Source organism: Streptomyces sp. NPDC031379, from assembly GCF_055569615.1.
Window position 1 is genome coordinate 182855 of the sequence record NZ_JBVIIT010000014.1, and the last position, 16194, is coordinate 199048.

General features: G+C 74.6%; 11 protein-coding genes. 7 read left to right on the forward strand and 4 right to left on the reverse strand.

Annotation, left to right across the window (positions count from 1 at the left end; genetic code table 11):
• Window positions 1–85 precede the first annotated feature (85 nt).
• The 6 genes from ACZ5CW_RS21685 to ACZ5CW_RS21710 all read left to right on the forward strand — a co-directional run bounded on the left by ACZ5CW_RS21685 (window position 86) and on the right by ACZ5CW_RS21710 (window position 9390).
• A complete protein-coding gene (locus ACZ5CW_RS21685; RefSeq protein ID WP_468603713.1) occupies window positions 86–727 on the forward strand; it encodes a phosphoribosyltransferase in 642 nt (213 codons plus the stop codon).
• A 139-nt stretch (window positions 728–866) separates the two neighbouring features.
• A complete protein-coding gene (locus ACZ5CW_RS21690) occupies window positions 867–3056 on the forward strand; it encodes a trypsin-like serine protease (protein ID WP_468603715.1) in 2190 nt (729 codons plus the stop codon).
• A complete protein-coding gene (locus tag ACZ5CW_RS21695; RefSeq protein WP_468603717.1) occupies window positions 3053–5452 on the forward strand; it encodes a serine/threonine-protein kinase in 2400 nt (799 codons plus the stop codon). Before ACZ5CW_RS21690 ends, ACZ5CW_RS21695 begins: the two co-directional genes overlap by 4 nt.
• A gap of 31 nt (window positions 5453–5483) precedes the next feature.
• A complete protein-coding gene (locus ACZ5CW_RS21700) occupies window positions 5484–7001 on the forward strand; it encodes a VWA domain-containing protein (protein ID WP_468603719.1) in 1518 nt (505 codons plus the stop codon).
• The gene (locus ACZ5CW_RS21705) at window positions 6998–8122 is read left to right on the forward strand and encodes a hypothetical protein (RefSeq protein WP_468603721.1); all 1125 of its coding nucleotides are present in this window, start codon (window positions 6998–7000) and stop codon (window positions 8120–8122) included. The genes ACZ5CW_RS21700 and ACZ5CW_RS21705 overlap by 4 nt, the downstream gene beginning before the upstream one ends.
• Window positions 8119–9390, forward strand: a complete 1272-nt coding sequence (locus ACZ5CW_RS21710) for an extracellular solute-binding protein (RefSeq protein WP_468603723.1) — start codon at window positions 8119–8121, stop codon at window positions 9388–9390. The genes ACZ5CW_RS21705 and ACZ5CW_RS21710 overlap by 4 nt, the downstream gene beginning before the upstream one ends.
• Window positions 9391–9468: 78 nt before the next feature.
• Here the strand turns inward: ACZ5CW_RS21710 and ACZ5CW_RS21715 are convergent, their stop codons facing one another.
• A complete protein-coding gene (locus ACZ5CW_RS21715; protein ID WP_468603725.1) occupies window positions 9469–10311 on the reverse strand; it encodes a patatin-like phospholipase family protein in 843 nt (280 codons plus the stop codon).
• 253 nt (window positions 10312–10564) lie between these two features.
• On the opposite strand from ACZ5CW_RS21715, the gene ACZ5CW_RS21720 reads away from it, so the two are divergent.
• On the forward strand, window positions 10565–11908 hold the full coding sequence (locus ACZ5CW_RS21720) for a diacylglycerol/lipid kinase family protein (RefSeq protein WP_468603727.1): 1344 nt from the start codon (window positions 10565–10567) through the stop codon (window positions 11906–11908).
• Between the two features lie 6 nt (window positions 11909–11914).
• Here ACZ5CW_RS21720 and ACZ5CW_RS21725 read toward each other — a convergent pair whose 3' ends face one another.
• From ACZ5CW_RS21725 to ACZ5CW_RS21735, 3 genes are read right to left on the reverse strand one after another with little or no spacing between them, the layout of a single operon-like run.
• A complete protein-coding gene (locus ACZ5CW_RS21725) occupies window positions 11915–14635 on the reverse strand; it encodes a cation-translocating P-type ATPase (protein WP_468603806.1) in 2721 nt (906 codons plus the stop codon).
• Between the two features lie 39 nt (window positions 14636–14674).
• The gene (locus ACZ5CW_RS21730; RefSeq protein WP_468603808.1) at window positions 14675–15703 is read right to left on the reverse strand and encodes a polyphosphate kinase 2 family protein; all 1029 of its coding nucleotides are present in this window, start codon (window positions 15701–15703) and stop codon (window positions 14675–14677) included.
• Window positions 15704–15709: 6 nt separating this feature from the next.
• Entirely contained in the window at window positions 15710–16057 is a 348-nt protein-coding gene (locus ACZ5CW_RS21735) for a three-helix bundle dimerization domain-containing protein (protein WP_468603729.1), read from the reverse strand.
• Between the last annotated feature and the right edge of the window lie 137 nt (window positions 16058–16194).

Consider the following 16194-nt stretch of genomic DNA (forward strand, 5'->3'; position numbering starts at 1 on the left):
CCGCACCGCCGTCGCGCCGCGGACCGCCGTAGCACCTGGAAGCCGTAGCACCATGGAAGGAGAGACTCCGCGGAGGAGGGCGACCATGCGCTTCCGGGACCGCGCCGAGGCCGGACGGGAACTGGCCGGACTGCTGCACGACGCCGCCGCCCGAGGTGACCTCGCCGAACCCGTCGTACTCGCCCTGCCGCGCGGCGGCATCGCCGTCGCCGAGCCGATCGCCCGCGCCCTCGGCGCCCCGCTGGACGTGCTCGTCGTCCGCAAGATCGGCCACCCGCACCACCAGGAGTTCGCCGTCGGCGCGCTCGCCGACGACGACCCGCCCCTCTTCGACGCGGACACCCTCGACCGGCTCGGCCTCACCGAGGAGTCCCTCGCCCCGGTGGTGGAGCGCGAGCGGCGGGAACTGCGCCGCCGCGAGAGGCGCTACCGCGGCGACCGCCCGTTCCCCGACCTGGCCGGCCGTACGGTGATCGTGGTCGACGACGGTCTGGCCACCGGCGCCACCGCCCGCGCGGCCCTGCGCCACGTCCGGCGCCGCCGCCCCGCGCGGCTCGTCCTCGCCGTGCCGGTCGGCGCCCCCGACTCCCTCGCCCTGCTCGCCGCCGACGCCGACACCGTCCTGTGCCCGCACCGTCCGGCCCGGTTCGCCGCCGTCGGCCAGTGGTACGAGGACTTCGAGCAACTCACCGACACCCAGGTGCTCGAGGCCCTGCAGGGGCGATGAGGGCCGGGGCCGGAAGCGGCGGCCCGCCGGGCGGCGCGCCCGTCCCTCGCCGCACCCGCCCGCCCCGGTGCCCGTGCCTCCGCAACGACCCCGTGCACACCAGTAGTACCGGACGGGTACGCGGAGTAACCTCGGGTCCATGACGCGCACGGGGGAGCGAGCCGTCACATCGCGCTTACGGACACCGTCCTGGATCGCCCGCATCGAGGCACCGGACGGCAGGGTGCTCGGCGCGGGGGTGCTGCTCGCCCCCGACCGGGTGCTCACGGCGGGTCACGTCGTCGGCCCGGGACACCAGTGCACCGTGCGCCTCGTCGGGGTTCCCGGCCTGGACGCCGTGACCGCCACCGTCGGCGTGGACGAGTATGTGCCGCAGCGCGAGGACGCCTTCGGAGACCGCAGCGGCGACCTCGCCCTGATGCGCCTGGCCACGCCGCTGCCCGCCGAGCACACCACCCGGCTCTACCGACTCGCCGCACCGCACGGACCCGTCAGCATGTACGGCTTCCCGGACGGCGACGACGGCGGCCGCTGGCACGGCGCCACCCTGGTCGCCGCCCGCGGCCGGGACAGCCAGGTGCAGCTGCGCCCGCTGACCCCCGGCGAGCTGGCCGTGCCCGGCTTCAGCGGCGGGGGAGTGGTCGACCACGCCACCGACCAGGTCATCGGCATCGTCCTCAGCGTGGACGACGGGCCGGGCTCCGCCTTCAGCTACATGAGCCCCACCGAGACCATCATCAGCCATCTGCCGCAGGTCGCCGCCTGGACCGACGGCGCCGAAGCCGTCGACCCGCGGCTGCGTACCAAAAGCCCCGGCAGCGCCGCCGGCCGGCTCGACGTGCCGTTCGCCACCGAACTCGCCTCCTGGTTCCGGGGCGAGGGCTGGCCGGTGCTCGTCACCGTCGTCCCCGCCCGCGGCGACCGTGCCTGGACGCTGGAGCGCGCCGTCACCCTCGCCGACCGCGAGCTGCGCACCCACCGCAACACCAGTGCCGTCAGCCACGACCCGCCCGAGACCGTGCCCCCGGCCGGCGCCCACGATCTCGCCCTGGACGTCAAGGGGTTGACGGCCGCCGAGGTCATGGACCGGATCGCCGAACGCCTCGGCATCCGCGACGACCCCCGGCCCGAACGGCTCGCCACCCTGCGCGTCCCCCTCGCCGCCGTCCTGGTCGGCGTCGACCAGGCCGCGGAACCCGACGCCCTGATCGGCCTGCTGGACCGCCTCGCCCGGCACGGCGCCCGTCTGCTGCTCGCCCATCGCCGCCGGGGCGGGCGCACCGCGCGTGCCGCCGATCTCCTCGTCGACCGCCCCCTGCGCGAGCGCTGGTCCCGCCTGCACGCCGAACTCGACCGGATCGTGGACGAGTTGGGGCCCTGTCTCGACCAGCGCCGGGACCGGGTGCTGCCCGCCCCCGGCACCCGGCGGCTGCTGGAACAGGCCGAGGCCGGCGTACGGCGCACCCGGATGCTGCGCGCATGGGTGGGCCACACCCCCGACCGGGAGCGCGCACCCCGCCACGCCGACCTGCTGTTCACCTTCGAGGACGCCGCCGAACGCCGCCGGCAGCGCCTGGAACAGGCCCTCGACGTCCTCGACGCCCGGCTGCGCCGCCGCGAGGAACTCCTGGGCCGGGTCAGTGCCGAGTGGCCGCTGTGCCGGCAGCGGACCGCCGCGGACGGCGACCGGGTCATGGAGGCGTACCGGCTCTACGAGGACGCCCTGTCCCTGCTGCGGCAGACCCCGTGCGACCTCGAGCGCGCGGAGACCGCCGTCGAGCGATTCGTCACCTTCTGCTCCACCCCGTCCTCCACCCCACCGACCTCGCCCACCTCCCCTCCACCACCGGCCGGCCCCACGGCGCCCTCTGGTCCCGCGTCACCGGCTGGTCCCAGGGCGCCGGCCGGCCCGACGGCGCCCTCCGGTTCCACGTCTCCGGCCGGTCCGACGGCGTCGGCCGGTCCTGTGGCGCAGGCTGTTCCGACGGCGTCGGCCGGTCCCGGGTCACCGGCTGTTCCGGTGGCGTCGGCTGGTGCCGGGTCACCGGCTGTTCCGGTGGCGTCGGCCGGTCCCGGGTCACCGGCTGTTCCGACGGCGTCGGCAGGTCCCAGGTCACCGGCCGGTCCCGCCCTGTCGACCGCGCCCGTGGCACCGGCCCGACCGGCGGCGCGGACCGCATCCGCCCCACCGGCCCGACCCATGGCACCGACCGCGTCCCCGGCATCCACCGCGTCCCCGGCACCGACCGCGCCCGTCGGGCCGACCGCGTCCGTCGCACGCACCGCGCCCGTCGCACCCACCGCGCCCGGAGAGGAGAACGTGTCGTGACCTCGTGTCTTCGTCCCCGTTGTGCGGGCCACATCATGGGCACCGGGTACTGCGACACCTGCGGACGCCGGCGCGCCGAGTCGCGCAGCGTGCCACCGGCCTCGCCCCCGACCGCCGTCACGCCCACCGTCACGACCACCGAGGAGGCCCCCGGCCCGCCGGTCGTCCACGCCGTCGCCGGCGTCGGCGAACTCGACCAGCACGGACTGGTCGTCCTGCCCGACGTACCCGTCCCCGACGACGTCCTCGTCGCCGACCCCCGCCCACCCACCGGCGGCCGCCGCTGCGGCGCGAACGACTGCACGATGACCATCGGCGTCGGCTACGGCGGCCAGCCCGCCCGTGCCACCGGCCGCTGCCCCCGCTGCGGCACGCCCTACTCGTTCCTGCCGCAGCTCCACCAGGGCGACGTGGTCGCCGGTCACTACAAGGTCCTCGGCTGCCTCGCCCACGGCGGCCTCGGCTGGGTCTACCTCGCCGAGGACACCCGCGCCGACGGCCACCGGGTCGTCCTCAAGGGGCAGATCAACGTCCACGACGCGCTCGCGCGCCGCAACGCCGTGGAGGAGCGCCGCTCCCTGACCGACCTGCACCACCCCGACATCGTCCGCATCATCACGTACGCCGACCACCAGGCCCCCGGCCGCCCGTCCGCCGGCTACCTGGTCATGGACTACATCGGCGGCCGTTCCCTGCAACAGCTCCTCGACGCCGACGACGCCGAACGCGTCTTCCACGGCCGCCCCCGCCTCGACCACGTCCTCACCTACGGCTGCAAGATCCTCGGGGCGCTGCGGTACATGCACGAACGGGGGCTGCTGTACTGCGACATGAAGCCGGCCAACGTCATCCACTTCGGCCGGGCGATCAAGGTCATCGACCTCGGCGCGGTCCGCGCGATCGGCGACCGCGCCTCCGCCTACGTCTACACGACCGGCTTCGCCCCGCCCAAGGAGGAGATCGACCGCCGCGGCTGGCACGTGGACAGCGACCTCTACACCGTCGGCATGACCCTGGAGGCGCTCGCCCGCGGCACGGAACCCGCCCGCGGCCTCGCTCCCGACTCCTTCCGCCGTCTCATCGACCGCGCCATCCACGCCGAACCCCGCGCCCGGTTCCGCTCGGCGGCCGAGATGTCGCGCCAACTCTGGGAGGTGTTGCGTGAGTACCGCTCGCTGCAGTTCGGCGAGCAGCTGCCCGAGAGTTCCACCCGGTTCCGCGCCACCGGTGCCAGCCTCGACGCCGGACTCGGCGCGATCCCGGCACTGGGCCACTGGACCGCCCGGCCCGGCGAGCGGCCGGCTGGGCTGGACGTCTCCCCGCCCCCGGCCGCCGAGGTCGCCGGTGCCCTCCCGGAGCCGGTCCCCGACCCCGACGACGGCGCGGCCCTGCTGCTGGACACCTTCCCGCCCGACGCCCCGGACCGGGTCGCCCGGCAGTGGCCCCGCGAATCCCGCCTGGGCACGCCCGAGACCGCCCTGTGGCTGTGCCGCGCCTACCTCAGAAAGGGCGAGCAACGCGAGGCCGAGAGCTGGCTCGCCGAGGCCGAGACCCAGCTCGGCGAACGCGCCGCCGCCCACGACTGGCGCATCGCCTGGCACCACGGTGTGCTCCACCTCAGCAAGGGCGAGGTCGCCGAGGCCGGCGACCGCTTCGACGCCGTGTACCGGGCGCTGCCGGGCGAGTACGTGCCCAAGCTCGCCCTCGGATACTGCGCCGAGCACGGAACCGACGACGCGGCCGACGACACCGCCGAAACCGCGGCGGAAGCCGGACCGGTCCAGGGAGCCGGACACGGGGGCGGGCACGTCGCCGTACCGGGAGGAACCGGACGCGCTGCCGGACGCCGGGACGGAGAGGGGCCGCGACCGGCGCGGGCCATGCGGTTCTACGAGGCCGTGTGGAAACGGGACAGCGCGCACACCGCCGCCGCGTTCGGCCTGGCCCGCGGTCACCTGGCCGGCGGTGACCGGGACGCGGCCGTGCACGTCCTCGACGACGTCCCCGCCACCTCCCGCCACCACGACGCCGCCCGCATCGCGGCCGTCCGCGTCCGCGCCGGCATCCTGCACGGCCGCCCGCCCTCGCCCGCCGACCTGCGGGACGCGGCCCGGCGGCTGCCCGAGCTGCGCCTGGACGGCGGTGCCGCCGACGGCGAGTCCCGGGCCCGGCTGGTCGCCGAGGTCCGCGAGAACACCCTGCGTGTCCGGCCGGAGCACGGTGGCCGGGGACCGGACCTCCCCGCCGGGGGCCTCCTCGGACCAGGTGACGAGGACAGCCTGCGCACCTTGCTGGAGCACTCCTTCCGGCAGCTGGCCGCGCAGGCCCGCACCGCCCGGGAACACGGCCGGCTGCTCGACCTGGCCCACGCGGTCCGGCCCATGACCACCTTCTGAGAACGCTCATGACCACTGGGGGTGCACAGCGATGACCGGCGCCGGGGAGACCGAGGTGACGCTCGCGGTCGGCCAGCAGAAGGAACTGCCCGCCGTGCCCCCCGGGCCCGGGCGGCCCCCCGACCGGGAGATGCACGCCATCCTGGAGATCGGGGTCGACAGCCACGGCGGTCCGGGTCTCGCCGCCGCGCCCGCGCCCGGCCGCGGGCCCGCGCTCGCCGAGGTGCTGATCGTCGACACCTCCCGCTCGATGCTCCACCCGGCCGCCAAACTGCACGCCGCCAAGGACGCCACCGTCGCGGCCGTCCGGATGCTCCCCGAGGGCACCGCCTTCGCCGTGCTCTCCGGCCGGTTCGACGCCACCGTGGTCCACCCCGGCCCCGGCCGCGAGGTGATGGCCGTCGCGGCACCCGCCGAACGGGCCGCTGCCGAACGCGCCGTACGCATCCTGGACGCGGACGGCGGCACCGCCCTCGGCACCTGGCTCGATCTCGCCCGGCGGCTGCTCAAGGACCAGCCCGCCCCGGTCAAGCACGTCCTGCTGCTCACCGACGGGCGCAACGAGCACGACCACCGGTCCGACCGACCGCTGGAAACCGTCCTCGACGCCTGCGAGGGCCGGTTCGTCTGCGACGCCTGGGGCATCGGCGACGACTGGGACGCCGAACTGCTGCTGCACATCACCCGGCGCCTGCAAGGCCGGGCCGGAGCGGTCCGCAGCGAGTCCGAACTGACCGCCGCCTACGAGGAACTGGTCGACGGCCTGATCGGCACGGCCGTACCCGAGCTGCGCATCCGGCTCACCCCCACCCCCGGCACGGTGATCCGCCGGGTCACCCAGGTCGTGCCGAGCGAGCAGGAGATCCCGCCCGCCGCCGGATCCGGCGGGCGCGGCACGGAGTACGTCACCCGCGCCTGGGGCGACGAGGTACGGCACTTCCAGGTCGTCCTGACCGCCGATCCGACCGGCCGCGAGATCGGCGAGGACCTCCAACTCGCCGCCGTGGAGGTCGTCGTACCCGAGTTCGGGCGCCCGGTACGGCTGCCCGGACCGCGGCCCGTCCTGGTGCGCTGGACCGACAACCCGCTCGACGCCTCCCGGCAGCACCCGGGGGTCCGCCGGCACGAGCTGTACCAGCAGGCCGGCGCCGCCGTCGCCCGGGCCTACCGGGCCTGGCTGCGCCGCACGGACGGCCGGGCCGCGGCGGACCACGAACTGGCGCGGGCGCTGATCCTGGCCGCGGAGCTGCGCGACACCCAGCTGCTCGGCGCGCTGCGGCGGATCGAGGACGGACCGGGCACCGGACGGGTCCGCACCGGCCTCAAGGACGTCGACTGGCAGCACCTGATCCTCTCCAGCGCCATGACCACGCCGCCGGAGCCGGCCGGCGGCCCACCGGCTCCCGCCGTCCCCGCCGGCTCCGTACCTCCGGACGCCGCCGGCCCGGACGGCCTCGTCGAGTGCCCGGACTGCGACTGGCTCGGCCCGGCCGACTCCCTGTACTGCGGGGGCGACTGCGGGCGGCCGCTGAGGGGGTCGTCCGCGTGAGCTTCCCCGGAACCACCGAGCCCGGCGGCCGGGCCACGGACACCGGCGGCCGGGCCACGCAGACCGCCGCGCCCCCGGTTCGGCGATCCTCCGCACGCCGCCGGAGCGGCGGCCCCTCCGACCGCCGCGCTCCGGGCCGGCCGGCCGGCCGCCCCACCCGCCTCCCCGGACACCTCCTCACCCGTCTCCTCGGGGTCGGGCTGCGCCCGCCGGACGACGGCAGTACGACCGCCCACGACCTCGCGGTGCGCCACCGCCTGCTGCTGGCGCTGTCGGCCCTGCTGACCCTCGCCCTGTTCCTGTCCTACGAAGGCGTGCACGGCGACGCGAACCCGTTGCGCACCTCCAGCGCCCCCGCGGTGCTGTCCATCGACACCGCGCTGTACGCGCTCGGCCAGGCCCAGCAGGACGCCGGGGCTGCGGCACCGACGAGCGACTTCCAGAAACAGATCTCGGTCGCGGCGCAGAGCCTCGCGGCCGCCGCCCGCGACGACATCGGCGCTCCGGCGGCCCGGGCCCTGCAGACCGTGGCCGGTCTGATCACGGTGTACGCCGTGAAGGTCCAGCAGGCCCAACTGGCCTCCGGCGACCGGGTGCTGCGCGAGGCCTACCTCAGCTACGCGACGAGCGTCCTGAGCGACGAGGGCTCCGGGATCCTGGCCCGCCTGAAGGTGCTGCAGGGACAGCAGCGGGCCGCGGTCCACCGGCAGACCTCGTTCGGCGAGCTGCTGTGGCTCGGCTGGAGCGCGACCCTGCTGCTCGCGTGCGCCCTCGCCCTGGCCCTGCTGGAGACCCAGCGGTTCCTGCGCCGCCGCTTCCGGCGCCGCTACAACCGCCAACTCCTCGCTGCCAGCGCCCTGTTGCCCGGCGGGATCGCCGTGTCACTGCTGTTCACCCTGTGGACGCACCAGGGCATGGCGCGCACCCGTGACCTGCTCGACCGCCCCCTGGCCGGGCGGCTCATCACCGACGCGGGGCAAGACACCGCCGCGCACCTGGCCCACACCGGCTTCCGTGCGGGAGCGGCGGTGTGGATCCTGATAGGAGGCATCCTGCTCATGGCGCTGGCCGAGACGGGACTGCGGCGGCACATCGACGACTACCGGTTCAGGCCGCGGTGAGCGCGCGGCGAAGGGCCCGCGTCGTCACCGTGGTGGCGAGCTGCCTGGCCGTACTGGCGGCGGTCGTCGTGGTGGGCGTGCGCACCCTCGGGCAGGAACCGACCGTCACCCTGCTCGCCAACTGGACCGGCACCGACGAGCGGAACTTCCGGGCCGCGGTCATCGAGCCGTTCGAGCGCAAGTACCACATCCGCGTCGACTACCAGGGCAGCTCCGCCCAGAGCCAGGTGCTCGGCGCCGACGTCGAGGCCGGGACACCGCCGGACGTGGTGGTGCTGACCGGCCCCGGCGAACTCGCCGACTACGCGGGACAGAAGCAGCTCGAGCCGCTCGAAGGCATCATCCGGCGCGAAGACTTCGGCGCCTCCTGGGCCACCTCGCTGGACGACGGGCACGTGTACTGGTTCCCGCTGAAGGCCGACCTGAAGAGCATCGTCTGGTACCCGGCGGGCATGAGCGAGCAGCAGCGCCGGCAGGCCGCGCACCGGCCCGGCCAGTGGTGCCTCGGCATGGGCTCGGGCGCCACCAGCGGCTGGCCCGGCACGGACTGGATCGAGGACATCCTCCTGCAGCGGTACGGCCCGCGCGTCTACCAGCAATGGGCGGGCGGTGCACTGTCCTGGCGGTCGGAGCAGGTGAAGGCGGCCTGGCGGACCTGGGGCGGCATGGTCGGCGCGGGAGGCGACCCCGACCTGGTCGCACGGGCCCTGAAGACCCCGTACCAGAAGGCGTCCGAGCCGGTCACCGAGAAGCCGCCGGGCTGCACCCTGGAGCACCAGGCGTCGTTCACCCGTACCCAGGGAGCCGCCTGGAAGCGCGTCGACGGCCGCCACGCCCCCTCCGCCCGGCTGATCCCCGGGGCCACCGCCGCCGGTGCCTGGGAGGTCTCCGGCGACCTGGTCGCCCTGCTGCACGCCACCCCGCAGGCGAAACAGCTGATCCGCCACCTCGCCTCCGCCGACGCCCAACGCTCCTGGAACGCGAAGGAGTCGGGCTTCTCCGTCCACGCCGGGGCCCAGGCCGCCCCCGACGCCGCCGGCCCCGCCTGGCGCCGCTCCCTCGCCGCGACCCTCCTGGACGACCGGGCGGTGCACTGCTTCGACGCCTCGGACGCCATGCCGCCGACGGTACGCGACGCCTTCGCCGAGGCGACGATCCAGTTCCTCGCCCACCCGGACCGCCTGGACGCCCTGCTGAAGAACCTGGACACCCTCCGCCACGCCCGAGGCCTGACCTGGCTCCCGTCGGTGTGCGACCACACGCCGTGAAGCGGTGCTCGCACACCGGTCCCGGTGGACACCGCCGGCATGCCCGCCCCTCGGCATGCCGACCCGGTACCGGCACGCTCAGCCGCGCCCCCACAGGGGCGTGAGCGCCCGCCCCTGCGCCCGGCCCGCCTCGGCGGCCGGGCGGCGGGTGGCCGGGTCCAGGGCGTTGTCGCCGATCGCCGCCACCGACGCCTCGTCGGGGGCGACGAGCGCGACCTCGGCACCCCGGGCGCGCAGCTCCGCCACGGCACGCTCCAGCGGCCGCTCGCTGGGGAACGGTTCGGTGGTGCCCAGCGGCACCAGCACCAGCACCCGGTCGGCGCCGTCGGCGAGATCGACGTTGGCGACGGACCGCACCCCGCCGTCCACGTACCGGCGCGTGCCGATCGTCACCGGCGGCCACACGCCCGGCACGGCACAGCTCGCCGCGACGGCGTCCACCAGGGGCACGCCCGAGGTGCGGTCGAAGACGCGCGGCTCACCGCTCTCCGCGTCCACCGCGACGACCTTCAGCGCCCGCTCCGGCCACCCGTGGGACGGCAGCCGGGACTCGATCACCGCACGCCGCTCCCGCTCGGGGACCGTCCGGGCCGCGAGCGCCACCCGGCCGACCGCGCGCCGCAAGTCCGCCACGGAGGCGGCCGACTCGGTGGCGGCACCGATCTCCGCGGCGAACTTCTCCAGGTCCATCTCGGCCATGATCTCGGCGGCCTGCAGCGCGGGGTCCACCTGCCGGGCGTACAGCTCCTCCAGGCTCAGCCCGCTGCCCACCTGGGCCGCCACGGTCGACCCGGCGGAGGTCCCCACGAGCAGCTCCGCGCCGGTCACGTCCTGCCCCGCATCGGCGAGCCCCGCCAGCAGCCCCGTGAGCCAGGCGATCCCGCCCACGCCACCGCCGCCCAGCACCAACGCCTCGGTCATCTCGTCTCCTTGACAGCTCTCGGTTCAAGGAGAACGACACCGGACGAGGAGGCGGCATTCCCGGAGTGCCCTGACCGCACCGCCACCGGGCTCCTGGGAACCGCCGGCGGCTCCCTTGGAGGTGCCCCGCCGGGTGCCCCCTCGTAGGCTGAGAGCGGATCCCCACGACTGCCGGACGGGATGCCGGCTCACTCGGTGTCCATCGGCCGGAACGGATCCTCCGGTGGTCGGTGCGGAAACGGGAGGTCACCCTATGAACAGGGGCTGGGCCGCGCGTCTGGCCCTGCTGGCGGGCGCGGCGGCGGTGGCGGTGCTGCTGGTCTTCGCCGGGCTCGGCAGTGTGGTGCTCATCGGGGTGGGAGCGGCCGGGCTGGCGCTCACCGTGGCCGGCGCGTGGTGGCTGCTGACCCGCACCGGGTGGGTGCGGGCGCTGGGTGTGCTGCTGATGGTCGGCGCGCCGCTCGCCGTCCTCGCGCTGTACACGGCCGCCGGGCTGCTGTGGGTCGTGCTGGTCTCGCTCGCCCTGTGGGCTCTGGCCGTCACCGCGGGCCGGGCCGCACTCGCCGACGGCACCGCGCAGGGCATGCCGGAGCGTTCCGCCGACCGGGCCCGGCGGCCCTTCCTGATCATGAACCCGCGCGCGGGGGGCGGGAAGGTCGAGAAGTTCCGCCTGGCGGAACGCGCCAGGGCCCTGGGCGCCGAGGTCGTCGTGCTGGACCCGGCCCACCACCAGGACGTGGCCGAACTGGCGCGGCGGGCCGTCGCCCAGGGAGCGGACCTGCTCGGCGTCGCGGGCGGTGACGGCACACAGGCCCTGGTGGCCGGTGTGGCCGTCGAGCACGACGTCCCGTTCATGGTGATCAGCGCCGGTACCCGTAACCACTTCGCCATGGACCTGGGCCTGGACCGGCAGGACCCGTCGACCTGCCTGGACGCGCTGACCGACGGGGTGGAACTGCGCGTCGACCTCGGCCGGATCCGGGCGGGAGGACGGTCCGCGGAATCCGGTGAGGAACGCGTCTTCGTCAACAACGCCTCGTTCGGGGTGTACGCGGCCGTGGTGCAGAGTCCCGCCTACCGCGCGGACAAGGCCCGGACCACCCTGGAGATGCTGCCGGAACTGCTGACCCACCACAGCGGCGCGCGGCTGACGGTCCGCGTCGGGGCGCGGTCCCTGACGGATCCCCAGGCCGTGCTGGTGAGCAACAACCCCTACCGGATGGACGACTCGGCGGGCCTGGGGCGCCGGGACCGGCTGGACTCCGGCCGCCTCGGGGTGCTGGCCGTCGAGGTCACCAGCGCGGCGGAGGCGACGGACGTGCTGCTGCGCGGCGAGCACAGCCGCGGTCTGACCTCGGTCACCGCCCGGGAGGTCGTCGTCGACGCCGACGCGCCCGCCGTCCCGGTCGGGATCGACGGTGAGGCCCTGATGCTGCCCACCCCGGTGCACTGCCGTGTCGTGCCGGGCGCGCTGCGCGTCCGGGTGCCGCGGCACCGTCCCGGGGTGCCGCCGAGCGCACCGCCGATGGACTGGCGCAGGGTACGGCGGCTGGCCCTGACGATGGGACGGACAGCGGCAGGACGCGGCACCGGCTGACCGCGGTCAGCGCTTCCTCGACCGGCGTGCCAGGAACTTGCCCAGCTCCCACACCAGCAGCAGCGCGAGAGCGGACAGCAGCGCCCAGCCGAACTGCCGTGCGTCGATCTCCGTCGTCCCCAGAAGACGGCGGAAGCCGTCCAGCTGGGTCACCAGCACCGCGAGCACGATCTGGGACAGGGCCACCCAGTTCATCTGCCTGCTGTCGAACGTGGACGTCGTGAGCACGGACTCCGTCTCGCTGCGGCATTCGAACGCGGCCACGATCAGGCAGAGCGCGAACGCGGTGAACGCGACCGACTGGCCGATCGCGACGCTGTCGTAGAGATCCTTCCCCACCCTGATCATCCCGAGCAGGACCACGGTGACCGCCAGGCCGGCGAGCCCCACCGTGACCAGCACGGGCCCGGTGAGCACCGACTCGCCGCGCGGCCGCGGCCGGCGCCGCATGAGTCCGGGGCTCTCCCGGTCGAAGCCGAGCGCGAAGCCGAAGGAGGCGTTGACCACGAAGTGGATCCACAGCACCTGCGGAGGGGTGAAGGGCTCGCCCGCGGCGATGTTCAGCACGGTGGCGCCGAGGAACGTCAGGACGAAGGTCACCAGCAGGAGCAGGACGAACCGGATGTACTTGGTGAGGTTGTCGTAGATCGTCCGGCCCTGCTCCACGGCGTACACGATCGTGGCGAAGTTGTCGTCGGAGAGGATCATCCGGCCGGCGTTCTTCGCCACGTCCGTGCCGCTGCCCATGGCGATCCCGATGTCGGCGGCCTTGATGGCGGGCGCGTCGTTGACGCCGTCCCCGGTCATCGCCACGACGTCGCCCCTCTTCTTGAGCGTGTCGGCGAGCAGCACCTTGTGTTCCGGCGCGACCCGTCCCACCACTCCGATGGCATCGATACGGGCCAGTCGCTCGTCCTCGCTCAGGGCGGCGAAGTCGGCGCCGAGGACGGCCTCGCCGGGGATGCCGATCTGCCGGGCGATCGCCGCCCCCGTGGTGACGTCGTCACCGGTCACGAGGCGGACCGTGATGTGCGCCGCCCGGGCGTCCGCCACGGCGGCCTTGGACTCCGCGCGGGGCGGGTCGACCATGCCGACGAGGCTCGTCATCCGCAACTCGCCGACGTAACCGAGCAGGTCCTGGTGCGGATCGAAGCCGGCCGGGTCCAGATCGCGGGTGGCCGCGGCCATCACCCGGAGCCCCTCGCCGCCCATGCGCTCGGTCTGCGCCTCGGCGTGAGCGCGCAGTTCGGCGTCCCACGGGACGGCGCCGCCCGCCCCGAGCGCGTCGGCGGCCCTGGCCGTCACGGCGGGGGCCGCTCCCTTCACGAAGCACCGGACCACCGGCCGGCCCGCGGCGTCCACCGCCGAGTTGAAGGTGGCCATCAGCTTGTAGGCCGGGTCGAACGGCAGGGTGGCGAGCCGCGGGTAGCGCTCCCTGGTGGCGTCGGCGTCCAGGCCCGCCTTGTGCGCCAGCACCAGCAGGGCGCCCTCGGTGGGGTCGCCGACCACCGCACCGTCCACCAGCTTCGCGTCGCTCGCCACGACGTACGGCAGGATCGCGTCGTCGATGCCCGCGGCCGAGCCCGCGGCATGGTGGATCCTCCCCTCCAGTCCGTAGCCCGTGCCCGAGACGCTGTACCGGTCGGTGGGCGTGAGCACTTCGACGGCGGTCATCTGGTTCATCGTCAGGGTGCCGGTCTTGTCCGAGTTGATCGCCGAGGTGAACGCCAGCGTCTCGACCGACGGCAGTTCCTTCACGATGGCGTTCCGCTTCGCCAGTTTGAGGCTGCCGACGGAGAGGATGGCCTGGGTCACGGTCGGCAGGGCCTCCGGAATGGCGGCGATCGCGAGGGAGACCGCGCTGACGAAGAGCGCGTCCCAGGCCTGGTCGCGGCTGCGGCCCAGGGCGAACATCACGATCATCGTCAGCCCCGCCGCCCCGGTGATCCACAGGGTCAGGGTGTCCAGCTCCCGGGTGAGCGGCGGCACCTCCTTCTCGGTGGCGGACAGCATGCCGGAGATCTTGCCCAGCTCGGTGTCCGCACCGATGGCGGTGACGACGAGGACACCGCTGCCGTGGGTGACCGGCGTGTTCATGAACGCCATGTCGCTCTGGTCGCCCGGTGGCAGCCGGTCGCCCGACACCGCCGCGGTGTCCTTGGCCGCCGGAACGCTCTCCCCGGTCAGCGCCGACTCGTCGATCTGCAGGGCACTGGCCTCGACGATGCGTCCATCGGCCGGCACCTGGTCGCCGGCGGCGATGAGCACGATGTCGCCGACGACGAGCTGGTCCGCGGGGATCTCCGCCTCCACGCCGTCCCTGCGTACCCGCGCGGTGGCCTCCAGCATCGACTTCAGCGCGTTCATCGCGCTCTCGGCCCTGCCTTCCTGCCGCAGGCCCACCACGGCGTTCAGCAGGGTCAGCACGATCAGCAGGATCGCGGTGGTCCACTCCCGGATGAGCAGCGAGACGATCGCCGCTGCCACCAGGACGAGCTGCATGTAGCTGCGGTACTGCGCCAGGAACCGGCGCCAGGCCGGGGTCCGTTTCTCCTCGGGCAGTGCGTTGGGGCCGTACGCGGCCCGCAGTTCGGCGGCCCGGTCCGAGGGCAGCCCGGTCGCCGGATCGACGCCGAGGGCCGCCACGGCGTCCGTGGCGGGGCGCGCGTACCAGGGCTGCCGCGGCGCCCGGGATCCTGGCTCCAGGGATTCCGACTGCACCGTCATCGCGTCGCCTCCGATCATGGCCGGTCGCTTCCCGGTCCGTCAGCTCCGGCCGCTCCCCCCACCGCCCCGTTTCCCGCCCCGCTTCCCGTTCTTCGGCCGCCCCGGCCCGGCCTCGCGGCCGTCCTTCGCCGGCGCGTGCGTGGCCGCGTACGGATCGGCCGCGGCATGGGGCGGCGCCTCCTGCTCCAGCTCCCGCCGGGCGGCCTGCAGGTCGCCGCGTGCCTCCTCGCTCACCTCGGGGTAGCGGGGGTCGATGTCCATCAGGGTGTGGGCGAGCACCGCCGCCGTGCAGATCCGCGCGAACCATTTGCGGTCCGCCGGCACGACGTACCAGGGCGCCCAGGCCGTACTGGTGGCCCCGAGCATCTCGGAGAACGCCTCCTGGTAGGCGTCCCAGTGACGGCGCTCGCGGACGTCGGCCGCGGAGAACTTCCAGTTCTTCTCCGGCAGGTCGATCCGCTTCAGGAAGCGGGTGCGCTGCTCCTCCTTCGACAGGTTCAGGAAGACCTTCACCACCCTGAACCCGTTGTCCGTCAGGTAGCGCTCCCAGTCGTTGATCTCGCGGTAGCGCCGCTCCCACACGCCCGGGTCGCGCGCCCGGTCCGGCAGCTTCTGCCGGACCAGGTTCTCGGGGTGCACGCGGACGACCAGGACCTCCTCGTAGTGGGAGCGGTTGAAGATGGCGATCTCGCCGCGCGCGGGGAGCCGGCGGGCGTAGCGCCACAGGTAGTCGTGGTCCAGCTCCTCGGCCGAGGGCACCTTGAAGCTGCTCACCCGGACCCCTTGCGGATTGACGCCGCTCATCACATGCCGGATCGTTCCGTCCTTGCCCCCGGCGTCGAGCGCCTGGAGACACAGCAGCACACCGTAGGTGTCCTGGGCGGCCAGCCGTTCCTGGTACTCGGAGAGCAGGGCCACCCCCGAGTGCAGCAGCTCGACCGCGTTCCGCTTGCTCAGCCCCGCCTTGTACCGCGGATCGAAGCCCCGGCCGAGATCGACCTTCGTACCGGGGGCCACCCGAAGCGGCTCGATGAAGTCCGCGATGCGTGCGGCCCGCTCGTCCGACACCACCTGTCAGCCCCTTTCCGTTCCGGGCGGCCCGTGCGGGTCCGCTCCACCCGCACGGGCCGCGGCCCCGAAGGCCCCGCGAACCCGGCGCTCGACCAGGATCGGGACGTGGACCCGGACGCCGGCTCCGTGGAACGACTCGAAGGCACCGCTGACCACCGCCTCGGCCGTGGCGGCGTCGAGGGACGGGAAGGCGGTCCTCAGCCGTGCCGCGATCTCCCGCACCGACGCCATCTCGCCCTGTGCGCCGCCGGGCTGGGCGTCCGCGGTCCGCTCGACGACCACCGCGGCCGAGCCGCTCGGCAGCTCACCGGCCGGGGCGCCCGGGTCGTCGTCCCGGCCAGGCCGCGACATGCCCCTCGACCTCCGCACATCCGGTCCTCGCCCACGCTCATTCTCCGCTCGCCCGGACAAGATCGCCCTTCGAAGCGGCCCCGCGCACGGCCGGGTCCGGCGGTCGTCCTAGAGCCAGTCCCGCCGCTTGAAGGATC